The 21,946-nt window shown below is 32.2% G+C and carries 23 protein-coding genes; 12 read left to right on the top strand and 11 right to left on the bottom strand.

Features of this window, described 5'->3' with window-relative positions:
• Positions 1-79 precede the first annotated feature (79 nt).
• Positions 80-1,651 (top strand): Ig-like domain-containing protein, encoded by a 1,572-nt coding sequence (locus N1F78_RS07830; RefSeq protein ID WP_406685620.1) that lies wholly within the window; start codon positions 80-82, stop codon positions 1,649-1,651.
• On the opposite strand, the gene N1F78_RS07825 is transcribed toward N1F78_RS07830, so the two are convergent.
• The 10 genes from N1F78_RS07825 to ahcY form a co-directional block, all read right to left on the bottom strand.
• Positions 1,638-2,417 carry a nitrilase family protein gene (locus tag N1F78_RS07825; protein WP_406685619.1) on the bottom strand — a complete coding sequence of 260 codons (780 nt, stop codon included), beginning with the start codon at positions 2,415-2,417 and terminating at the stop codon, positions 1,638-1,640. The genes N1F78_RS07830 and N1F78_RS07825 overlap by 14 nt on opposite strands.
• 1 nt (position 2,418) lies before the next feature.
• Complete coding sequence (locus N1F78_RS07820) at positions 2,419-3,564, bottom strand: methionine aminotransferase (RefSeq protein ID WP_406685618.1); 1,146 nt, start codon at positions 3,562-3,564, stop codon at positions 2,419-2,421.
• A gap of 30 nt (positions 3,565-3,594) precedes the next feature.
• Positions 3,595-4,284 carry a LytR/AlgR family response regulator transcription factor gene (locus N1F78_RS07815; RefSeq protein ID WP_406685617.1) on the bottom strand — a complete coding sequence of 230 codons (690 nt, stop codon included), beginning with the start codon at positions 4,282-4,284 and terminating at the stop codon, positions 3,595-3,597.
• A complete protein-coding gene (locus N1F78_RS07810) occupies positions 4,284-5,249 on the bottom strand; it encodes a sensor histidine kinase (protein ID WP_406685616.1) in 966 nt (321 codons plus the stop codon). The genes N1F78_RS07815 and N1F78_RS07810 overlap by 1 nt, the downstream gene beginning before the upstream one ends.
• A 99-nt stretch (positions 5,250-5,348) precedes the next feature.
• Entirely contained in the window at positions 5,349-6,572 is a 1,224-nt protein-coding gene (gene lhgO / locus N1F78_RS07805; protein ID WP_406685615.1) for an L-2-hydroxyglutarate oxidase, read from the bottom strand.
• Between the two features lie 10 nt (positions 6,573-6,582).
• Positions 6,583-8,352, bottom strand: a complete 1,770-nt coding sequence (locus N1F78_RS07800) for a MutS-related protein (RefSeq protein ID WP_406685614.1) — start codon at positions 8,350-8,352, stop codon at positions 6,583-6,585.
• A 77-nt stretch (positions 8,353-8,429) separates the two neighbouring features.
• On the bottom strand, positions 8,430-9,122 hold the full coding sequence (locus N1F78_RS07795; protein WP_406685613.1) for a zinc metallopeptidase: 693 nt from the start codon (positions 9,120-9,122) through the stop codon (positions 8,430-8,432).
• 184 nt (positions 9,123-9,306) lie between these two features.
• Complete coding sequence (gene ald, locus N1F78_RS07790) at positions 9,307-10,407, bottom strand: alanine dehydrogenase (RefSeq protein WP_406685612.1); 1,101 nt, start codon at positions 10,405-10,407, stop codon at positions 9,307-9,309.
• 217 nt (positions 10,408-10,624) lie between these two features.
• Complete coding sequence (locus N1F78_RS07785; RefSeq protein ID WP_406685611.1) at positions 10,625-10,903, bottom strand: SemiSWEET family sugar transporter; 279 nt, start codon at positions 10,901-10,903, stop codon at positions 10,625-10,627.
• Positions 10,904-10,987: 84 nt separating this feature from the next.
• Positions 10,988-12,304, bottom strand: coding sequence for an adenosylhomocysteinase (gene ahcY / locus N1F78_RS07780; protein WP_406685610.1), 1,317 nt, complete (start codon positions 12,302-12,304; stop codon positions 10,988-10,990).
• Between the two features lie 63 nt (positions 12,305-12,367).
• On the opposite strand from ahcY, the gene N1F78_RS07775 reads away from it, so the two are divergent.
• The 10 genes from N1F78_RS07775 (at position 12,368) to pnuC (N1F78_RS07730) (ending at position 20,884) form a co-directional block, all read left to right on the top strand.
• On the top strand, positions 12,368-12,991 hold the full coding sequence (locus N1F78_RS07775) for a 4'-phosphopantetheinyl transferase family protein (RefSeq protein WP_406685609.1): 624 nt from the start codon (positions 12,368-12,370) through the stop codon (positions 12,989-12,991).
• Positions 12,991-13,710, top strand: coding sequence for a geranylgeranylglyceryl/heptaprenylglyceryl phosphate synthase (locus tag N1F78_RS07770; protein ID WP_406685608.1), 720 nt, complete (start codon positions 12,991-12,993; stop codon positions 13,708-13,710). Before N1F78_RS07775 ends, N1F78_RS07770 begins: the two co-directional genes overlap by 1 nt.
• Positions 13,711-13,758: 48 nt before the next feature.
• The gene (locus N1F78_RS07765; protein ID WP_406685607.1) at positions 13,759-14,019 is read left to right on the top strand and encodes a thiamine-binding protein; all 261 of its coding nucleotides are present in this window, start codon (positions 13,759-13,761) and stop codon (positions 14,017-14,019) included.
• On the top strand, positions 14,003-14,635 hold the full coding sequence (pnuC, locus tag N1F78_RS07760; RefSeq protein ID WP_406685606.1) for a nicotinamide riboside transporter PnuC: 633 nt from the start codon (positions 14,003-14,005) through the stop codon (positions 14,633-14,635). Before N1F78_RS07765 ends, pnuC (N1F78_RS07760) begins: the two co-directional genes overlap by 17 nt.
• Positions 14,596-15,162 carry an AAA family ATPase gene (locus tag N1F78_RS07755; protein ID WP_406685605.1) on the top strand — a complete coding sequence of 189 codons (567 nt, stop codon included), beginning with the start codon at positions 14,596-14,598 and terminating at the stop codon, positions 15,160-15,162. Before pnuC (N1F78_RS07760) ends, N1F78_RS07755 begins: the two co-directional genes overlap by 40 nt.
• A complete protein-coding gene (locus N1F78_RS07750; protein WP_406685604.1) occupies positions 15,159-16,697 on the top strand; it encodes a DUF4301 family protein in 1,539 nt (512 codons plus the stop codon). The genes N1F78_RS07755 and N1F78_RS07750 overlap by 4 nt, the downstream gene beginning before the upstream one ends.
• A complete protein-coding gene (arfB, locus tag N1F78_RS07745) occupies positions 16,697-17,104 on the top strand; it encodes an alternative ribosome rescue aminoacyl-tRNA hydrolase ArfB (protein ID WP_406685603.1) in 408 nt (135 codons plus the stop codon). Before N1F78_RS07750 ends, arfB begins: the two co-directional genes overlap by 1 nt.
• Positions 17,105-17,408: 304 nt before the next feature.
• Positions 17,409-19,541, top strand: coding sequence for a TonB-dependent receptor (locus N1F78_RS07740; RefSeq protein ID WP_406685602.1), 2,133 nt, complete (start codon positions 17,409-17,411; stop codon positions 19,539-19,541).
• Between the two features lie 9 nt (positions 19,542-19,550).
• The gene (locus N1F78_RS07735) at positions 19,551-20,309 is read left to right on the top strand and encodes a 2OG-Fe(II) oxygenase family protein (protein ID WP_406685601.1); all 759 of its coding nucleotides are present in this window, start codon (positions 19,551-19,553) and stop codon (positions 20,307-20,309) included.
• The gene (gene pnuC, locus N1F78_RS07730) at positions 20,309-20,884 is read left to right on the top strand and encodes a nicotinamide riboside transporter PnuC (RefSeq protein ID WP_406685600.1); all 576 of its coding nucleotides are present in this window, start codon (positions 20,309-20,311) and stop codon (positions 20,882-20,884) included. The genes N1F78_RS07735 and pnuC (N1F78_RS07730) overlap by 1 nt, the downstream gene beginning before the upstream one ends.
• On the opposite strand, the gene N1F78_RS07725 is transcribed toward pnuC (N1F78_RS07730), so the two are convergent.
• Positions 20,870-21,298 carry a hypothetical protein gene (locus N1F78_RS07725; protein WP_406685599.1) on the bottom strand — a complete coding sequence of 143 codons (429 nt, stop codon included), beginning with the start codon at positions 21,296-21,298 and terminating at the stop codon, positions 20,870-20,872. The genes pnuC (N1F78_RS07730) and N1F78_RS07725 overlap by 15 nt on opposite strands.
• A gap of 172 nt (positions 21,299-21,470) precedes the next feature.
• Between N1F78_RS07725 and greA the strand changes: the two genes are divergently transcribed.
• On the top strand, positions 21,471-21,944 hold the full coding sequence (gene greA / locus N1F78_RS07720; protein ID WP_406685598.1) for a transcription elongation factor GreA: 474 nt from the start codon (positions 21,471-21,473) through the stop codon (positions 21,942-21,944).
• The last annotated feature ends 2 nt before the right edge of the window (positions 21,945-21,946 follow it).

The following is a 21,946-nucleotide window of genomic DNA, read 5'->3' as shown; positions in this document are numbered from 1 at the left end:
TCTAAAATTGCTTAGGTTTGTGCAAAATTTAAAATTGGTAATGAATAAAACCCTTTCAAATTTTATTTTAATAGTTTTTTTGAGTTTCATTTTTATTAATTGTGCTAATCGTGGTACCCCACAAGGAGGACCCAAGGATGAAACTCCTCCTGCAATAACAAAGTCAGTTCCGGAAAACTACACCACTAATTTTGAAGACACTGAAATAAAAATTTATTTTGACGAATTTATTAAGATTAAAGACTTACAAAAGCAGCTTATTATTTCGCCACCAATGATAACCCAACCAGAGGTTAGGCCTTTAGGTAGTTCTAGCAAAAACATTACAATTAAAATTTTTGATACGCTTCAACCAAATACTACTTATGCCTTTAACTTTGGAAATAGCATTACTGATAACAATGAAGGCAATCCATACCCTTATTACAGATATGTATTTTCAACCGGAGATTATATAGATTCACTAACCGTAAAAGGGAATATTGTTGACGCTTATCAAAAAGAACCTGAAACCTTTGTTTCTGTGGCATTATACGAAGTTGATTCTGCTTTTACAGATTCTATTGTTTACAAAGAAGTACCTAAATATATAACCAACACTCTAGATAGTCTTACAACATTTTCAATTGAAAATGTTAAAGAAGGTAAATATTTATTAATGGCATTAAAAGACAATAATGGTGACAATAAATTTCAACAAAAATCTGATCAAATAGCATTTCATAAAGAATTTATTAATGTACCAACAGATTCATTATATACCATGAAACTGTTTCATGAAGATTTAGATTTTAAAGCTATTAAACCACGTTTAATTTCTGGTGAAAAATTAGCTTTTGGCTATGAGGGTGATTATACCAATATGAAAATTAACCTTCTTTCTGAAACGCCTAATGATTTTAAATATAAAATAACAAAAGACGAAAAAACAGACACACTATATTATTGGTATAAACCTAGATTAGAAGTAGATTCTTTAGATTTTGAGGTAACTAATAAAGATTATCTGGAAGAGTTTACAGCTAGAATTTCTGTTCAAGAAAGAGACTCTCTAATTATTAAAGAATTATCATCTGGAAAAGATTTTGAACAACCATTTAAGTTAACCAGCAGTACACCTTTTGTTGCTTTTGATGATTCTAAAATCATATTTATTGATAAAGATTCTACAAATGTAGATTTCACAACAAGGTTTGATACATTAAACAACGCCTATATTTTTAACTTCAAGAAAAAATATGAAAACAGGTATAACATTAAGGTATTACCAGAGGCATTTAAAGGGTTTTTTGAAGGAACCAACACAGACACTTTAAACTATTCCATTTCAACAAAAAAAGAATCGGATTATGGTTTTGCTCGTCTTACTCTAGTAGACGCCCAATATCCAATTATCATTCAGTTAACTGATAATAATGGAGAAGTTAAAGCTGAAAAATACTCAACTGAGATTGAGCAAGTAGACTTTCTAAATTTAACTCCTGGAAAATATAACATCAGAATTATTCATGATGCGAACGGAAATAAAAAGTTTGATACTGGAAACTATCTAAAGAAGATTCAACCCGAGCATGTGAGTCATTTTGAGTTAGGCGAAGATGTTCGTGCCAATTGGGGGCTTTCTCCAACATTAAACTTTATTCAAGAGTAAAATCATCTCTATCATCTAAAAATTTTAGTGCATTCCGGTACTTCTTAATGTGCTGCTTTTCTAAGGTTACAATATCTATTTGTTCTTTATTGGATTGAAAGTTAGTCATTTCACTACCTAATACGTCATAAACTGCTGAATGACCGGAATATTCAATATTCACACCGTCAAGACCAACTCTATTTACACCTATACAATAACTCATATTTTCAATTGCCCTAGCTTTTAATAGGGCATCCCAAGCATTTATCCTTAGTTTTGGCCAGTTAGCCACGTACAAAAGCAGATCATATCCAACTGTATTTCTCGCCCAAACCGGAAAACGTAAATCATAACAAATTAACGGACATAACTTCCAACCCTTAAAATTAATTATTACTCTTTCACTACCACTTGCATATGTTTTATCTTCATTAGCCAAAGTAAAAGTGTGCTTTTTATCATACGTAGTAATTCTTCCTGAGGCTTCAACAAACAATAATCTGTTATAATAGCTCTCTCCTTCTAAAATCACAGCACTCCCAACTAGGGCTATATTAAATTTTGATGCCATTTCTTTCATCCAAACCACGGTAAACCCACCCATATTTTCAGCAACTTGTTCAGCATTCATAGTAAATCCTGTTGTAAACATTTCTGGTAGCACTACAAGATCTACAGCTTCATTAATAGATTCTATTTTTTTTGAAAATGCTATACAATTTTGATCAGGGTTTTCCCAAACTATATCTGATTGTATTAAAGCTATTTTTAAATAATCTTGCATTTTAAATAGTGTTTAAAATATCAGCAGCTCGTTTTAAAGTATCATCCTTTTTAGCAAAACAAAAACGAAGCACTTTATCATCCAATCCATTTGAATTAAAAACAGACAATGGAATAGAAGCTATTTTTTTGTTAATAGTCCATCGTTTGGCTAAATCTACATCATATTCGTTAGTTATTTCAGAATAATCTAGCAATTGAAAATACGTGCCCCCTGCAGGTGTAAATTTAAACCTTGAGTCTTTAATTAACTCTAAAAACAAATCTCTTTTCTCTTGATAAAATTCAGGTAATTGCAAATAATGATCTGGGGTTTTCATATAGTCTGCAATTCCTTTTTGAGTGGGGTGATGTATACAAAACACATTAAACTGATGTACTTTAATAAATTCTTTCATTAATTCTTTAGGCGCACAACAATACCCAATTCTCCAACCTGTATTATGAAAGGTTTTACAAAAAGAAGCTACCATAAAGCTTCTTGTTTTTAAATCTGAAAACATGCATACACTTTGATGTTTCTTACCATCAAAAACCATATGCTCATAAACCTCATCACTTAATACAATAATGTTAGTACCTTGTGTTAACTCTTGTAGTTTAAGTAAATCTGAGCTAGAAAAAACAGAACCAGTTGGGTTATGAGGAGAATTAATAATTATCATTTTTGTTTTATTATTAATCTTCTCTTTTACTAATTCCCAATTAACTTTAAAGTTTTCTGAGGCTTTCATTTGAATTGGCACAACACAACCACCATTAAGCTCCACCATAGGTTGGTAACTATCGTAAGCAGGCTGAAATACAATAACCTCATCATCTTTACTCACAAAAGCTGTTATAATTGTAGCAATTGCCTGAGTTGCTCCAGCAGTAACGGTAATCTCTGTCTCTGGATGATAACTTGTATTATAAAGTAAGTTAATTTTTTTACCAATAGCATCTCTCAATTCAAAATTCCCTCTCATAGGCGCATAATGATTATACCCCGAATTCATGGCTTGACTTACTAAATCAATAAGTTTTTTATCACTATCAAAATCAGGAAAGCCTTGAGACAAATTAATGGCGTTATGCTTTTTTGACAAAGCACTCATAACGGTGAAAATTGTAGTACCTACATCTGGAAGCTTAGAAACATATTGCATGGTTTAAAGATAAGGACTTAAATACAAATCTTAAATACCTAATACTTTTAATAAATTTGATTTATACGTTCTTCCTATTGGAATTTTATTTCCACCTAAGAACAAGGTATTTCCAGCAATCTTATCCACCAATTCCGTATTAATTAAGTAAGATTTATGAACCTGAACAAACTGCTTTCCTTGTAGTTTTTCCACCCAATTCTTTAGCGAATCAATAAATGAAAACTTTTGCGTTTGCGTAACCAACGTGATATAGTTTCGTTCAGATTCAATGTAAAGAATAGAATCTAGCACAATTTTGTGCATTGTTTTATCTACATTTAAAAAGATAGCTTCTCCTTTACTTTCCTCCAAAGGTTGCACAACTTCCATTCTATCCTTTGCCTTATTAATGGCTTTTAAAAACCTATCAAACGAAAAGGGTTTCACCAAATAATCAACAATAGTTTGTAATTCAAAACTACTCACGGCATGCTCTGGATAAGCGGTTGTCATGATAACTGCAGGCGGGTTTTTAACGGTTTTTATAAAATCTAAACCCGACATGTCAGGTAAATTTATATCAAGAAAAACAACATCAACCGTGTTTGAATTTAAAAACGAATTAGCTTCTATAGCGGCCTTATAGGTATTCACTAATTCTAAACTTGGGATTTTACCTATAAAGTTTTGTAATATTTTTTGAGCCGGTATTTCGTCTTCAATAATAATGCAGGTCATTATAATTCTATTTTTAAATATACTTTAAAAGCCTCTCCCTTTTCAATATTAAACTCATAAGCATCTTTATAAATCAACTCCAACCTTTTTTCAAGATTTTGAAGTCCAATTTTAAAACTATCAACTTCATTTACATCTTTAAATCCATTTTCACATAAACATTCTAAAACACTGCCTTCAACTTTAATAAAAATAGAAATATCACTATTTAAAGCACTATGTTTAAAGGCATTTTCAATAATAGTAATTAAAAGCAGTGGTGCTATTTGATACTCATAAGAATCTATCTCCTTCTTATATAAAATCTCTTTAACACCCTCAACACGAATCTTCTGAAACTTAATATAATTATCAATAAACTGAACCTCTTTTTCTAAGGAAACCTTTTTAGAATTGCTTTCATATAACACATGTTTTAAATTATCTGAAAGCATCAAAATCATATCAGGAACTTCATTTGGTTTCTCTAAAGCATACGAATAAATTGTGTTCAAATTATTGAATAACACATGCGGGTTTATCTGAGATTTTAAAAACTTTAATTCCATTTCTACATGCTCTTTTTTAATAGCTTCAACCTTTTCTTGTTCATCTAAAAAACGGTATAACATCCAGACAAACGAGAAGAATATTAAGGGCACCAAAGACTGCCATAAATAGTCGCTCAAGCATTTAAAAACAGAACATCCGCATTGGGCAAATGTGTAACAATATAGTTGTGTGGCTAAAAATGAAATGATGGCGAATACAAAAATATACATCACATACATTTTCTTCTTTACAAAAAAAGGTAGCAGCCATAAATTGTTGGCATAAACTATTATTACCAAAAGGAATAAATATTGAAGAAACGGATTTTCTTTCCAATAGAAATCTGAAAAAACAAAAAGTGACACAAACACAAACAACATCCAAAAAAGGATATGTACTAAAACCTGAGAAAAATTTTTGTTAAGTATTTTCATTAGCTAATGAAAATACTAAGAAAATTAATAAGCTTCAAAAATTATGTACAAAATGACAGCATGTAGTTACCAATGTCATTTTATGCCCATTCTATTGAACTACAACAGTTTAAAATATTTGGCAGCTATTTCACAAATGCTATCTCCAATAGCTAAACATGCGGTAGCAGCGGGCGATGGTGCATTTAATACATGAATACTTTTGTCTTTATATTCAATTCTAAAATCGTCTTGCATAGAACCATCTTCTTTTAATAACATAGCTCTTACGCCGGCTCTACCAGGTTCAATATCCTCCATAATTAGTGATGGAATTATACGTTGCAATGTTTTTAAGAATTTCCTTTTTGAAAAGGCTCTTCTGTATTCATTTATTGCGAAACCGGTATGATTTATAAGCAAGTTCCATGTTCCTGAATAAGTTAAAGCATCAACCGTATCTTTTAAACTGAAATCTGTTTTACCGTAGCCTTCTCGTTTAAAGGTTAAAACCGCATTGGGTCCACACTCAACATCCCCATTAACCATTCTGGTAAAATGCACACCCAAAAAAGGAAATGCGGGGTTAGGCACTGGATAGATTAAATTCCTCACTTTACTTTTGGCTGCATCGGTTAGGTTATAATAATCTCCACGAAAACCAACAACCCGTTCTTTGAGTTTTACCCTATCCTTTTTTGCCAGTCGGTCTGCCTGCAAACCACCACAGAAAATCATGTGTTTAGTGGTATACTTGTTTTTTGAAGTAACTACTTCAGTGGTATCTGTTCCATGTGAATAATCAACAACTTTTTCTCCCAAAACAACCTTGCTTTCTGGTTGTTTTGCAACAACAATATTGGTAAAGGTTTCGGTTGCTCCTTTAAAATCAATAATTCCTGTACAAGGCACCCAAATACCGCCTATGCTTTCTACATAAGGCTCAATATCTTTTAATTGGTGGGCATCAATTTTTTCAATACCCTCGGTATTATTAGCTAATCCGTTATTGAAGATTTTATCTAAAAAAGGTAATTCACTTTCATCAACTGCGGCTACCACCTTTCCGCAAACATCATGTTTTACATTATGCTTTTTTGCGAAATCAACCAATTGCTTTCTTCCATCAACACAGTTTTTTGCTTTAGCAGAACCAGGTTTATAGTACAAACCTGAATGTATAACACCAGAGTTGTTTCCAGTTTGATGTGCTGCCAAACTGTTTTCTTTTTCAATAAGAAGAATTTTTAGAGAAGGAAAACTAATCTGTAATTTATAAGCCGATGCAGCTCCTACAATGCCACCGCCTACAATAATAATATCATATGTTTTCTGAGTATTCAAAACTTAGATTTTACACAATATCCATTTGCTTTAACAAAAAAGACGCATTCATATTTTGACATACACCTTTTTTTAATTTATAGTCAAAATGCAATTCATCATCAATTATTTCGGCATCAAAATAGTAGTTTTTCACATCTTCCAATTCTTCTTCAATCTCGCATAAACTCAAATCATGGGTAGCAATAATTCCAGTAGCATTAGAAGCCACTAGTTTCTCAACAAACTTTTTTGAGCCAATAGCTTTGTCTGTACTATTGGTTCCTTTTAATATTTCGTCTAAAACAATAAAATAAGGTTCTTTTGCTATGGTATCAACAATAAATTTAAGTCTAGTTAACTCTGAAAAGAAATACGAACTATCATCAGTAAGCGAATCTGTAGTACGCATACTGGTAATTAATTTTACCGGAGAATACTGACTTGTTTTAGCGCAAATAGGCAGACCTATATTAGCCATTACAATATGTAAGGACACGGTTCTTAAAAAGGTGCTTTTCCCAGCCATATTTGCCCCTGTAACAATAAAGAATTGCTCGTTATCTATAGTTAAATCACTATCAACTCTTTTGGTTTTATCTAAAAGGGGATGCCCTAAATTTTCAGCTTTTATAACCGCTTTATTTTCAAGTATTTCTGGGAAAATGAAATCAGGGTGATTGTAAACATAATTTCCTAAGGAATTGTAGGCATCAAAAAAAGACACTACTTCAAACCAATCTTCCACTTTATGGGCATACTTTTTAATCCATGCTTCAATACGAAATGCATTTTTAATATCGGTTAAAAAGAATCCGTTCCCAAAAATAGCCCCTATGATATTGTTCCTATTATCTAGAGCATCCAAACCTCTTGATAATTCGTTAAAAATAGCTGATGCTTTTTTCGTTTCTGACCTAATTTTATCTTGCTTTTGTTTCAAAAGAACCGAAGCAAATTCTTCTTCCTCTATATGTTTAAGTAATTGCGAATACTGCCTAAAAGTATCCTTAACTTTATCTGTATATAAAGACAATACATTGGTTTTCTTCACATATCGCCCAGTAATTCCAAGCCCTAAAAACAACCAATATCCTAATAAGGAAACATCAACTATATTAAGCAATATGAATCCAAATAAAACAACCGTAGCCAAACTAAACACTATAGGTAACCACTTCATCATATTTGGAAGAAATGCTTTATAATGCTTTAGCCAATGTATAATCTCTTTTGCCGGGGTTTCTACTGTAACCAAGCTAGATGTTGCTGAATAATGCTGGCGCCATTTTGGTTTACTAGAAAGCTCTTTTATAGTTTCTTGTCTTATAGGAATCTCTTTTACATTATTCGCTTTTAACAAAGAAGCTAAAGTCTCTGTTCCTTCATTTATATGTGTTCTATTCATAAATTGAAAAAACGACCCACGACCAAATAAATCGATATCTAAACTGTAAAAGTGTGTTGGGTCTTGAAACTGTAATCCTTTATCCCTATCATGATAATTTCCGGAAGCTATTTCTATTTCATCTTTATTAATTTCAACCAAAGCTTCATTAAAAGCCTTTTCTTGTTTTACATCAGTATATTTTGAAAGGAGTTTTACAAACACTATAGCACCAACTATACCAATAGACACTGCCAATTGCCAAACATTGAACGCCAAATAAATACCAAAAACAGTCAAACTAAAAACTACCAAGCGTAATAAACTTAAAGTCACCATTCTTTTTTGGCATGCCTTAGCTTTAGCTTGATATTTTATTTGGTGGTCTTTATAATATTCTATTGGTTTATTCATTAAGTTTCATTTGTGGATTAAAGGAACAAAAAAGCTCTGAAAAATCAGAGCCATTTATAAGTTATAATTTGAAAATATTAGTCTCTACCAAAAACTTGTAGTGCCCAATATAACAAGTTAGCCAATGCTCCAATAGCAGCTACTAAATAGGTCCTTGCAGCCCACTTAAGTGCATCTTCAGATCCTTTATATTCTTCTTGTGATACCATATTTTTGTTCTTTAACCATGCTAAAGCACGGTTACTAGCATCATATTCAACAGGGAGCGTGATAAAACTAAAAGCGGTTGCAAAAGCCATCAGCACTAAACCTGCAACAGCAACCCACCAGCCTAAACCTAATCCAGCAGCCCCACCTAAAATAAGACCTCCAATAATTAACCATTGAGACATACCTGAACTTACACTAACCACAGGCACTAATGTGGAACGCATTTGCAGCCAACTATAAGCTTGTGCGTGTTGCACAGCGTGACCACATTCATGCGCCGCTACAGCTGCTGCTGCTGCATTACGTTCATGATAAACAGCTTCACTTAAGTTAACCGTTTTGTTTTTTGGATTATAATGATCTGTTAATTTTCCTGGAGTAGATATAACTTCTACATCATAAATACCATGATCTGATAGCATTTTTTGAGCAATTTCTGCTCCACTCATACCATTACGCAACTGAGTTTTAGAATACTTCTCAAACTTTCGCTTTAAAGTATTACTTACCAACCAACTTGCCAACATAATAGCTCCAATTAATATATAATATCCAAACATAATTTTATTTTTAATTTATATAGTAAAGATAGCAATAATTGCACCACTAAATGGCTACTGAAACTTTGTCAGATTCTAAAACGGATCATTTAACAAATTTTAACAGCAACCCTTCTTTTAGAATCAAAAAAACTCCGACAAACAAATTATCAGAGTTTTTCACTATTAATCAGCTCAAATATCCCTAAGCCATTTCAAATTCTAAATCGAAAGCTTCAGCAATTTCTTTATATACAATTTTACCATTAACCACATTTAATCCTTTTGCTAAAGGTGCACTATTTTCACAGGCTTTTTCCCAGCCTTCATTTGCCAATTTAATTACGTAGGGTAAAGTTACATTTGTCAATGCCATAGTAGAAGTATAAGGCACTGCTCCTGGCATATTAGCAACACTATAATGCACCACACCATCAATAATATATGTTGGTTCTTCATGTGTAGTTGGTTTGGTAGTTTCAAAACATCCGCCTTGATCAACTGCTACATCCACGATCACTGTTCCAGGGCGCATCTCTTTAAGCATATCTCTAGTAATTAATTTAGGCGCTTTAGCTCCTTTTATTAATACACCTCCAATTATTAAATCGGCATCTTTTATATGTTTTCTAATATTATATTCACTTGAAAATTCGCTAATTACGTTATTAGGCATAGAATCACTTACATAACGTAATGCTTTCATATTTATATCCATTATTATAACATAAGCTCCTAACCCCGCAGCCATTTTAGCGGCCTGATACCCGACAACACCAGCACCTAAAACAACAACTTTTGCCGGGGGCACTCCAGGAACACCTCCCAATAAAATACCACGACCTTTAATTGGTTTTTCTAAATATTTAGCACCTTGTTGAATTGACATTCTACCTGCTACTTCAGACATTGGGATTAATAATGGCAAAGAACCATCTTCACCCTCAACCGTTTCATAAGCTATACAAACGGCTCCACTGTCAATCATAGCCCTAGTCAAAACCTCACTAGACGCAAAATGAAAATAGGTAAAAACCATATGATGTGATTTAATTAAGGAATACTCCCTTTCAATAGGTTCTTTCACCTTTACAATCATTTCAGCAGCAGCATACACCTCCTCTATGGAATCAAGAATAGTTGCCCCAGCATTAATATAATCTTCATTAAAAAATCCGCTATTAAAACCTGCGTCCTTTTGTATAAAAACGGTATGGTTTCTTTTAGTTAATTCAAACACGCCAGAGGGTGTCATTCCAACGCGATTCTCGTTGTTTTTAATTTCAATAGGAATACCAATTTTCATAAGTTATAACGATTTTATAGTTATTTATTAAAAATGGTTACAAATTTAAAATTAATATTGAATAATTATTTGAATATTTTTGTTTTAATGAAAAAAAAATAACAAATTTAACCTTTTGTTAAGAATAAAATAAAACATACCGGATTACTAGAGTTTAATTGCGTTTTCTTTAATTGAAAAAGCTAACCAGATAAAAAACCCTTAAATAGAAAGAAATTTATTTATTCCTACCATACTTAACTTTAAAATAGAGTAGTAAAAACGAAGAAATTATAGTAATAGAATTGGCTAAAATCATAGCAACACTTTTAGTTAACATCCCGTAGATAAGCCAAAATAAAATACCAATAAAAAATATCACAAACATAGGTAATGACAAGGAAGAAACATCTTTAGTTTTCCAAGTTTTATAAACCTGTGGCAAAAAAGCTGATGTTGTTAACACTGCAGCTATTAAACCAATAATTTCAATGTAGTCTATATTGAAACCTTCCATATATTAGTATAAAAAAATAAAAACCCCAAACTAATTAGCCTGGGGTTTATTCTATTTAAAAATAAGCTTTCTTTTTAAGGAATCTTAATATCTGTAATGTTCTGGTTTGTATGGACCTGCAACAGTAACACCAATATACTCTGCTTGGTCTTCACGAAGCTCTGTTAACTCAACACCAATTTTTGCCAAGTGTAATTTCGCTACTTTTTCATCTAAATGTTTAGGTAACATGTAAACATCATTTTTATAAGCCTCAGAATTATTCCAAAGTTCAATTTGAGCCAATGTTTGATTTGTGAATGAATTACTCATCACAAAACTTGGGTGACCAGTAGCACAGCCTAAGTTTACCAAACGACCTTCGGCTAAAATAATAACATCTTTCCCGTTTAAAGTATATTTATCTACCTGGGGTTTGATTTCTACTTTAGTATCTCCATAATTGGCATTTAACCAAGCCATGTCAATTTCATTGTCAAAATGACCAATGTTACAAACAATTGCCTTGTCTTTTAAAGCCTCAAAATGCTGTCCCTGTACTATGTCTTTATTTCCTGTTGTTGTAATAACAATATCAGCATTACCAATAACAGTTTCTAATTTTTTAACTTCAAAACCATCCATTGCAGCTTGTAGTGCACATATAGGATCAATTTCTGTAATGGTTACAATACTTCCAGCTCCTTTAAACGAGGCAGCAGAACCTTTACCAACATCACCGTAACCGCAAACAACAACACGTTTTCCGGCAAGCATAATATCTGTTGCACGACGAATAGCATCTACTGCACTTTCTTTACAACCGTATTTATTATCAAACTTACTTTTTGTAACAGAGTCGTTTATATTTATTGCCGGTATAGGTAAAGTACCATTCTTTACACGTTCATATAAACGGTGAACACCCGTTGTGGTTTCTTCACTTAAACCTTTAATACCAGAAACTAATTCTGGATATTTATCTAAAACCATATTGGTTAAATCACCACCATCATCAAGAATCATGTTAAGTGGTTGTCTATCTTCCCCAAAGAATAAGGTTTGCTCTATACACCAATCAAACTCCTCTTCATTCATATCTTTCCAAGCATAAACAGCAGTACCAGCATCAGCAATGGCAGCAGCAGCATGATCTTGTGTTGAAAAAATATTACATGAACTCCAGGTTACTTCAGCTCCTAAAGCTTGAAGGGTTTCAATCAATACTGCAGTTTGAATAGTCATATGCAAACAACCGGCAATACGTGAACCTTTAAGCGGTTGAGTATCTTTATACTCTTCACGTAAACTCATCAATCCAGGCATTTCAGCCTCAGCTAATTCAATTTCTTTTCTTCCCCAGGCAGCTAAAGAGATATCTTTAACCTTATTAGGAACATAGGTAAGTGTTTTTGTACTCATATTATTATATTTGTGGGTCTTAATTTACACGACAAATATAACGAATAACTTTCATAAAAGTAAATGCCTCTATATAAATCCATTATCCATAACCCAAAAACCAGTATTAAAATCTGGAAGATTACTGAATCTTACAAAGATTTAATAGCTCCTTTAAATTTAACTAGTTCAAGTATTAAGCGCGTTGAAGGCATGAAGAGTGAAATGCACCAACGTGGCTTTTTAAGTGTACGTCATTTGCTTAGAGAATTTGGATATCAGGATGCTGATTTGTTTTATGACAAACTTGGAAAACCCCATTTAAAAGATGGAAAACAAATCTCGATAACACATTCTTTTATTTTTTCTGCAGTCATTATTAGCGATGATTTGGTTGGAATAGATATTGAAAAACAACGAGAAAAAATAAAAATAATTGCCCATAAATTTATTGGCTATGAGTATGGTTATTTAAATGAAGACGAAACTGATTATGTGAAAAAACTAACGGTAACTTGGTGTATTAAAGAATCGCTCTATAAGCTTTTTGCAACACCAGGATTGAGTTTTAAAGAACATTGTTTAACTATTCCTTTTTCTGATAATGATTTTACATCAAGTGCATGGATTGACTACAAAGAAAAGAAACATAAATACACGGCAACCTATTTAGAGTTTGAAGGCTTTACTTGCGCATACGTTTTATAATGAAAGTTGTTTACCAAAACATAATAAACTCCGTAACATCAGGAAAAAAGCTTTTAGCAGTTTTAATTGATCCTGATAAAATGACTTTAAAAAACGTTCCAAGTTTTATTTCAAAACTAAATCAATCTGTAGCATCTCATATTTTTATTGGTGGGAGTACTGTAGGTGAAAATGCAACTGGCATTTTGGTTGAAGCGATTAAAACACACACACAACTTCCAGTGATATTATTTCCTGGAGATGTTAATCAAATCACAAATACCGCTGATGGACTCTTGTTTTTATCCCTAATTTCTGGCAGAAACCCAGAATATTTAATTGGGAAACATGTGGAATCTATTTCTAAATTATCAAAAACAAACCTAGAGGTGATTTCTACCGGATATGTTTTAATTGAGAGCGGAAAAGAAACCGCTGTTGAAAGAGTGACTAAAACAAAACCCTTAAATAACATTCAAGAAATAGCAGATACTGTTAAAGCTGGCGAACTTTTAGGAATGAAACTCATGTATTTAGAAGCAGGAAGCGGTGCCATTAACCCTATTTCAAGTGAAATTATTATAAAAGTAAAAGCAGGCATAAAAATTCCACTTATTGTTGGTGGAGGAATTAGAACAAAACTACAATTAGAGTTAGCATATAAAAGCGGCGCAGATCTTGTAGTTATTGGCACTGCCTTTGAAGAAGACGAATCATTTTTTGACGATTTAAAAAAGTAAATTATCATGCTGAACTTGTTTCAGCATCTCATTAAGAATTATACATTTATGAAAATATCAGTAGAATTAACATTAACACCATTACAAGATAATTTTGAACCAGCAATTATTCATTTCATTAAAAAATTAAGGGCTTCAAATTTAAAAGTTTTAGAAAATCCATTAAGCACACAAGTTTATGGAGATTATAATGAGGTAATGCAAGTGTTAACTATAGAAATAAAGGAAGCATTTGATTTGATTGAACGTGGCTTGTTATATATGAAAATTGTAAAATCAGACAGACACGATTATGAGCCCCATTTTTGATTTTTTATTTGGGCAATATACAGAATATGAAACAGTAGATATTGTTTTAGAATCTATTGCCATTATATTTGGTTTCTTATCAGTTTGGTTTTCAAAACAAAATAATGTTTTGGTATTCCCTACAGGCATGATTAGTACTGCAATTTTTGTTTACTTACTTCTTAAGTGGGAACTTTTAGGAGACATGATGATAAACGGTTATTACTTTATTATGAGTGTTTACGGTTGGTACATTTGGACTAGAAAAGTAAATGATTCTTACGTTACACCAATTTCTAGAACTACAAAAAAAGAGAAAACAACAAGTATTTATATTTTTATTGCAACACTCTTGTTTGTGTTTTTAGTTTACAAAACTTTTGACAAATGGACTAGTTGGGTAGCTTATATAGATACCATAACAACGGCCATATTCTTTGTAGGCATGTGGTTAATGGCAAGACGCAAAATTGAAAACTGGATTTTTTGGATAATTGGTGATATAATATCTACACCACTTTATTTTTATAAAGGTTTCACCCTTACCAGTTTACAATATTTATTATTTACTTTTATAGCAATATTCGGGTATTTAGCATGGAAAAAAATCTTAAACAACAACCTTCAAACTGCTTAAAAGTAGTTTTGTTTGGACCAGAATCTACTGGAAAAACTACTTTATCTAGGCAGTTGGCCAGATATTATAATTCTATTTGGGTTCCAGAATATGCCAGAGCGTATCTACAAAACAAATGGAATAACGAACGTAAAACATGCGAACCAGAAGACTTATTACCCATTGCGAAAGGACAAATACGTTTAGAGAATGAATTGGCTCAAAAAACAGATACTGTTTTAATTTGTGATACTGATCTTTTGGAAACTAAAGTATATTCTGAAGCCTATTATAAAGGCAATTGCGACCCAATTCTAGAAAAATACGCTATAGAAAATACTTACGATTTGTATTTTTTAACTTATATTGACGTCCCTTGGGAGGCAGATGATTTAAGAGATAAACCCCAAGAACGCGAAGAAATGTTTAACACATTTGAAGCAGCACTAAAAAAATACAACAAACCATATGTTCTTTTAAAAGGAAGTAAACAAGAACGACTTAAATTAGCAACCAAACATATTGATAACCTACTACTAAAAAAATGAATTTTTCAGACAAAGATTTACAACAAATCATTAACAATGGTTTAACTCTAGAAAAAGTTAATGCCCAAATAGAGTTAATTAAAACAGGAATGGCTTTTAGCAACTTAAAAAAAGCCGCAACAATTGGAGACGGAATTCTTAAAATAGAAAATGAGAAAACGTATCTGGATATTTTTAACACAAAAAGTAAAACCAAAAATTTACTAAAGTTTGTCCCTGCATCAGGTGCAGCGAGTAGAATGTTTAAATTCTTATTTGAATTTGTTAAAGATTTTAATCCTGAGAATGAGAGTTTAGAAGCTTTTATTTCTAGAACAGATAATAAAATGATTGCTAAATTTTCTTCTCATTTAGAGGATTTACCATTTCTAAGGGATGTGTCTGCAAATGCCTCATCCAATTTTAAAAATTTATCGGACGACAGAAAATGTTTTGTATTTGTAAAAACAATGTTAGATGAAGATAAATTAAACTACGGCTTTTTCCCAAAGGGCTTATTACCATTTCATAAATACGAAAACAATATAGCTACAGCTTTCGAAGAGCATTTTTACGAAGGCGCTTTATACGCTTCTTCAAACGGAGAAGCAAATTTGCATTTCACCATTTCTGAGGCTCATGAGGAAAAGTTTAATACAATTTTAGAAGAAATAAAAGAGCCCATAGAAACCAAAACAAATTCTAAGTTTAATGTATCTTTTTCGTTTCAAAAAAGTTCAACAGAAACTATTGCTATAAAAGCAGATGACACCTTGTATAGAGAAAATGATGGCAGTTTATTGTTTAGGCCTTCTGGTCATGGTGCGTTATTAGAAAACCTTAACGATTTAGATAGTGATATTGTTTTTATAAAAAACATAGATAATGTTGTTGTGCAGGAACAGCATGATGCCATTTCAAACTCTAAAAAGATTTTAGCTGGTGTTTTAATAGCAGTACAAGAACAAGCTTTCAACTATTTAAATTTAATGGAAAGCGGAGCAATCACGGAAGCGGTAATGTTAGAAATTGCCTCATTCTTGGCTCAAAAACTAAATGTAGTCTTAACTGAAGATTTTGATGATTTATCAGCTTCAGATAAGCAAGCCTATTTAAAATCGCAACTAGACAAACCTATCAGAGTTTGTGGAATGGTGAAAAATGAGGGAGAGCCAGGTGGTGGACCATTTTGGGTAGAAGACCAAAACGGAACGGTGTCTTTACAAATTGTTGAATCTGCTCAAATAAACACAAACAATAAAGTACAATCAGACATTCTAAGTAATGCAACTCATTTTAACCCAGTAGATTTAGTCTGCGGTATTAAAAACTTTAAAGGCCAAAAATTCAACCTTTTAGACTTTGTAGACCATAACACATCATTCATAACCATGAAATCTAAAAATGGCATAGATATTAAAGCGCTTGAATTACCTGGTTTATGGAATGGTAGCATGGCATTTTGGAATACCATTTTTGTTGAAGTGCCTTTAACAACATTTAATCCGGTAAAAACAGCAATCGATTTATTAAAACCTGCGCATCAGGCATCTTAATGTATAATAAAGAAGCGCTTTTAAAAGAATTACAATTTAAAGCTATTAGGAGTTCTGGTAGCGGTGGTCAGCATGTAAATAAAGTGGCTTCTAAAATAGAACTAAGTTTTAATTTAGACCAATCCTTAGTTTTTTCAGAAGATCAAAAACAACGGTTAGCATTAAAACTTCAGTCTAGACTTACAAAGCATGGTGTTTTGATTTTACACTGCGATGAAAGCAGGAGTCAGCACAAAAATAAAAGCATTGTAATTAGAAGGTTTTTAGAGCTAATACGTAATGCTTTATTAATTAGAAGAAGGCGGGTACCTACCAAAATCCCTAAATCGGTTATAAGAAAGCGCTTAAGAAATAAACGAAAACTTGCTGAGAAAAAGGCAAACAGGAGGAGACCAAACCTTGATTGACAAAATAATTCTTAAAAAGTTAACACTTTTTTAAGAATTGGTTGTACATTTGCGCCGTTCTCAAAAAGGGGTGCCTAAAATTGGCTGAGATCATACCCATTGAACCTAGAACAGGTAATGCTGTTTAGGAAAGGAACGTAAAAAAATGTCTAGTAGACATTTTAGTAACTACAATTAGTTTATCCGGTTTGATACTAATTGCTAAACTAAATTTTAACTAGATATTTATAGCGTTCATAATTAATTATTAACAATAAAGAATAATTACCTCTTTTTATTCGATTTAAATTTTATTTATTTCGTAATGAAAAACCTATTTCTTTTTTTAACACTTTTAGTGTTATCAGTCGGCGCCAATGCGCAACAAAATCAAGTAAAGCAAGATTCTACCAAAACAGAAAAACTAGACGAAGTTTTAGTTAAGGCCGTAAGAGTAGATGCAGATTCTCCTATCACCCACTCTAATGTGAGTAAAGAGGAATTAGCCAAACGTAATTTAGGACAAGATTTACCTATTTTATTAAACTATTTACCATCAGTAGTAACAACAAGTGATGCTGGAGCTGGGGTTGGTTACACAGGTATCCGTGTACGTGGTACAGACGCTACTCGTGTTAATGTTACAATTAACGGTATTCCTTATAACGACCCTGAAAGTCAAGGCACTTTTTGGGTGAATCTAGGTGATTTTGCATCTTCAACAGAAAGTTTACAATTACAACGTGGTGTAGGAACTTCAACTAACGGTTCTGGTGCTTTTGGAGCAAGTTTAAACTTATTAACTGATGCTTATTCTGATGAAGCTTTTGCTGAAATCTCAAATAGTTTTGGTAGTTATAACACCAGAAAACATACTGTTAAATTAAGTACTGGTTTAATAAATGATCATTTTGAGGTATCTGGACGTTTCTCTAAAATTGATTCTGATGGTTATGTAGATAGAGCATTTTCAGATTTAAAAGCCTACTTTTTACAAGGAGTTTATAAAAATGAAAACACCTTAATAAAAGCTTTAACTTTTGGAGGAGCTGAATACACTTATCAATCTTGGTATGGATTAGACGCTACTCAGTTACAGGAAAATCGTCGTCAAAACCCGTACACTTACAATAATGAAACTGACAATTATTGGCAAGATCACTACCAATTGCACTGGAACCAAAGGTTTGACAATAATTGGTCTACAAACATTGGTTTAAACTACACTAAAGGAAAAGGGTATTTTGAGCAATACAAACCTGAAGAATCTGCTTCAGATTTTGCCAACCTAATTGAAGATGATTCTGATGTTATTGTTAGAAGATGGTTAGACAATAATTTTTATGTAGCCAATGCTAACGTAACTTATAAAAATGAGGCTATTGAAATTATTTCTGGTTTGTCTTATAGTGTGTATACAGGAGATCATTTTGGAGAAGTGATTTGGGGAAGTGATTTAGCAGCAAACACAAATATCCGTGACCGTTACTACCAAGGGGACGCCACCAAAAATGATTTTAGTGTGTTCTCTAAAGCCTCTTTTAAATTATCTGATGAATTAACAGGGTTTGCAGATTTACAAGGTCGTTTTGTAAGTTATAAAACCAACGGATTGAATTCTGATAGAGATGAATTCATTACAGACGCAGATTTTAGCTTTTTTAATCCAAAATTTGGTTTAACCTATGCTTCTGGTGAGAATAATAGTTTCTATGCATCCTATGCAAGAGCCAATAGAGAACCTAATAGAGATGATTTTGAAAATGGAATAACAGAAAATGAGACCCTTAATGACATTGAATTAGGATGGAGATATAACACTGAAAAGGTAGCTTTAAGTTCAAACCTTTATTACATGTTCTATCAAAACCAATTAGTATTAACTGGAGGGTTAGATGATGTTGGTAGCCCTATAAGAGCAACTAGCGGAGAAAGTTACAGATTAGGTTTAGAGATAGATGCGAATATTCAGTTTTGCAAATCATTCAGCACATCTACTAATGTAGCAATAAGTAGTAATAAAAATAAGGACTTCACATCTTCTATTGATGGAGCACTTGTAAATTTAGGTGATACCAATATTTCTTTTTCACCTGACTTAGTTATAGGTAATGCTCTTAACTTTTTCCCGGTGGAAAATTTACAGTTATCTCTTTTAAGTAAATATGTGGGAGAACAATATATGGGTAATGTAGATTCGGAGTTTTCTATGTTGGATAGCTATTTCGTAAACGACATAAATGTTAATTATGAAATTAAGCCCAAAAAGTTGTTTAAGTCAATAATATTGTCTGCTTTAGTAAATAACATCTTTAATAAAGAATATGTTTCTAATGGATATTATTACACATATGATGATGATTGGTCAGACCCGAATGCCATTACAACAATAGAGGGAACAGGTTACTATCCGCAGGCTACAACAAATTTCTTGCTAGGAGTAACATTAAGGTTTTAGAATTTAGATATGTCCTTAAATGCTTTTCATTTATTAAAAACAGAAGAACCTAAAAGTTCTGATGTAACATTAAAAAAAGCATTTAAGTCGTTTCTTAATAAACCTAATGACTATAAGAAAGGGTATCTTCAAGCACAATTTAATTATGCGTTTGATGGGTACTCTTTTTTAGGTCAAAAAGATAGCCTTAACCAATACGATACAGATTTATTAAACTCCTTTGTACTGTCTAAATTTTCTAAGACAGATAAGTTTCCCAATGAGTTTCATTATTTTTTAAACAATGAATGGGATAAATTGACGGAAAAGATTAGGCGTATTGAAAGGAAAATAATTAAAAAACTGAACCTTCCACATTTAACCAATTTCTATGAAGAAAACATTGGGCATATGGTATCATGTAATTATTATCCGCCTGTTTCCAGTGATGCAATATCGGAGTTAAGGTTATCTAAGCATATTGACGTTTCTTTATTTACGGTTTTTGTTTTCGGGATTTCAGATGGTTTTGCTTATCAAAATCTTCGCAATCATAAAGAAGTATTAGGAGCATCAGATAATATTGTGATATTCCCTGGGTATCTTTTAGAATATTTAACTCATGGAGAATATACAGCTTTAAAACATCAGGTGGAGTTTTCTAATGTAAATCATGAACGGTTTTCTTTTGCTTTTTTCTCAATCCCTAAACCGTTTCAGGAAATGGAATTCAATGGAAAAAAATTCACAAGCGAAAAGTACTATGAAAATTATTTAAACCTTTTTTAGTGGATTTATATTTAGAAATAATTGCAGTTATTTTCGGATTAGTTTATTTAATTTTCCTAATTAAGGAACAAATTATTTGTTGGCTTTTTGGAATAATTGGCTCATTACTAAGTATTTTTCTATTCTATAGAACTCAATTATATTCTGAAGCAATATTATATTGCTATTATGTTGTGATTGGAATTTACGGCTGGGTACATTGGCAGAAATCTACCCAAAATGAGCAAATCTTTAAAGTAACCGATTTATCTGCCACTAAGTATTTATATATTATTTTCATAGGCGAGATACTAGCCTTATCATTAGGCTATTTCTTTGAAAATTACACAGACGCTTCAGCCCCATATTTAGATACTCATACTACTGTTTTTAGTTTTATTGCTAGTTACATGGAAGTAAAAAAATGGCTAGCTTCTTGGAAATTCTGGATAATCATTAATGGCGCAACCATAATTCTGTATTTTGGAAAAGACTTGAATTGGTATAGCGCCTTAACAGTTATTTATTTAGTTTTCTCTTTTGTGGGCTACTTCAGATGGAAACGACTATCAGAATCTTTCCTAATTATAAATTAGTAAATTATCACCGTTTTGTTCTACTCTATATGGTTTTAACGAACATCTTAAAGCAGGATTTTCAGTGGGAGCTCCTGTAATTAAACTATACTCATTTTCATCATTACATCCTCCAGTTGCTTCTAACCCTGAAGGTACCAAAATAGAACAAGCACTTGGCACTTGGTTTGGATCACTAGCATCCCAAGCATAAAAATCAAAACCTGTGCTTGCAACTATAATACCACCATTACCTACATTCTCAATATATACTGAATTTCCAGCAAAAGGAAGTTGACTATATTTTGGTAAACTTAAATTTACTGTTTCCTGTACGTTAATATCTAACAAGAACTGGCAGTTTTCATCTACTACTGTATTACCAGCACAGGAACTCAAAAAAAGTAGACTTACAAAATAAAAAAGTAACTTCATATACATTTTAAAAAATTGCAATTTACAACAAAAACCAAATCCACTTAAATATTTTGTATATTTGCATTTATAATCTCGTGCAAGCGGGATTTTTTTGATGCTGAATTTGTTCAGCATCTTTCATTCAATAAACTGCCTCTAATTAAATTATTAGTGAATAAACGATGAAGTTATGAGTAAAGTATCCTACTATACACCAGAAGGGTTAAAAAAGTTGAGAGACGAATTAAATCAACTAAAAGATGTAGAGCGCCCAAAAGCATCTCAGGCAATAGCTGAAGCAAGAGACAAGGGTGATTTAAGTGAAAATGCTGAATATGATGCCGCTAAAGAAGCACAAGGAATGTTAGAAATGAAAATTTCTAAAATGGAAGAAACTTTAGCTAACGCCAGGGTTATAGATGAGTCTCAATTAGACACTTCAAAGGTATTAGCCTTATCAACAGTTAAAATAAAAAATCAAACTAACGGTATGGAAATGACCTATACCTTGGTAGCAGAAAGTGAAGCCGATTTAAAAAGTGGTAAAATTTCTGTAAACTCTCCTATCGGTCAAGGCTTGTTAGGGAAATCAGTTGGTGACATAGCTGAAATTAAAGTACCAAATGGTGTTATGAAATTTGATATTATTGAAATAACCAGATAACA

This window comes from Seonamhaeicola sp. MEBiC01930 (genome assembly GCF_045277075.1).
Lineage (GTDB): Bacteria > Bacteroidota > Bacteroidia > Flavobacteriales > Flavobacteriaceae > Seonamhaeicola.
Note: the sequence above shows the minus strand (reverse complement) of the source record. Positions and strands in the feature narration are given on the sequence as shown.

Excerpts from the sequence above, each read along its gene's own strand:
- N1F78_RS07740 (WP_406685602.1), top strand. The coding sequence starts at position 17,409 with ATGAAAAACCTATTTCTTTTTTTAACACTTTTAGTGTTATCAGTCGGC.
- N1F78_RS07735 (WP_406685601.1), top strand. The coding sequence starts at position 19,551 with ATGTCCTTAAATGCTTTTCATTTATTAAAAACAGAAGAACCTAAAAGT.
- pnuC (WP_406685606.1), top strand. The coding sequence starts at position 14,003 with ATGAGCCCCATTTTTGATTTTTTATTTGGGCAATATACAGAATATGAA.
- N1F78_RS07770 (WP_406685608.1), top strand. The coding sequence starts at position 12,991 with ATGAAAGTTGTTTACCAAAACATAATAAACTCCGTAACATCAGGAAAA.
- N1F78_RS07775 (WP_406685609.1), top strand. The coding sequence starts at position 12,368 with ATGCCTCTATATAAATCCATTATCCATAACCCAAAAACCAGTATTAAA.
- N1F78_RS07750 (WP_406685604.1), top strand. The coding sequence starts at position 15,159 with ATGAATTTTTCAGACAAAGATTTACAACAAATCATTAACAATGGTTTA.
- N1F78_RS07725 (WP_406685599.1), bottom strand. The coding sequence starts at position 21,298 with ATGAAGTTACTTTTTTATTTTGTAAGTCTACTTTTTTTGAGTTCCTGT.
- N1F78_RS07765 (WP_406685607.1), top strand. The coding sequence starts at position 13,759 with ATGAAAATATCAGTAGAATTAACATTAACACCATTACAAGATAATTTT.
- N1F78_RS07825 (WP_406685619.1), bottom strand. The coding sequence starts at position 2,417 with ATGCAAGATTATTTAAAAATAGCTTTAATACAATCAGATATAGTTTGG.
- N1F78_RS07820 (WP_406685618.1), bottom strand. The coding sequence starts at position 3,564 with ATGCAATATGTTTCTAAGCTTCCAGATGTAGGTACTACAATTTTCACC.
- greA (WP_406685598.1), top strand. The coding sequence starts at position 21,471 with ATGAGTAAAGTATCCTACTATACACCAGAAGGGTTAAAAAAGTTGAGA.
- N1F78_RS07810 (WP_406685616.1), bottom strand. The coding sequence starts at position 5,249 with ATGAAAATACTTAACAAAAATTTTTCTCAGGTTTTAGTACATATCCTT.
- ald (WP_406685612.1), bottom strand. The coding sequence starts at position 10,407 with ATGAAAATTGGTATTCCTATTGAAATTAAAAACAACGAGAATCGCGTT.
- ahcY (WP_406685610.1), bottom strand. The coding sequence starts at position 12,304 with ATGAGTACAAAAACACTTACCTATGTTCCTAATAAGGTTAAAGATATC.
- N1F78_RS07800 (WP_406685614.1), bottom strand. The coding sequence starts at position 8,352 with ATGAATAAACCAATAGAATATTATAAAGACCACCAAATAAAATATCAA.
- arfB (WP_406685603.1), top strand. The coding sequence starts at position 16,697 with ATGTATAATAAAGAAGCGCTTTTAAAAGAATTACAATTTAAAGCTATT.
- N1F78_RS07795 (WP_406685613.1), bottom strand. The coding sequence starts at position 9,122 with ATGTTTGGATATTATATATTAATTGGAGCTATTATGTTGGCAAGTTGG.
- N1F78_RS07785 (WP_406685611.1), bottom strand. The coding sequence starts at position 10,903 with ATGGAAGGTTTCAATATAGACTACATTGAAATTATTGGTTTAATAGCT.
- N1F78_RS07815 (WP_406685617.1), bottom strand. The coding sequence starts at position 4,284 with ATGACCTGCATTATTATTGAAGACGAAATACCGGCTCAAAAAATATTA.
- N1F78_RS07755 (WP_406685605.1), top strand. The coding sequence starts at position 14,596 with ATGGAAAAAAATCTTAAACAACAACCTTCAAACTGCTTAAAAGTAGTT.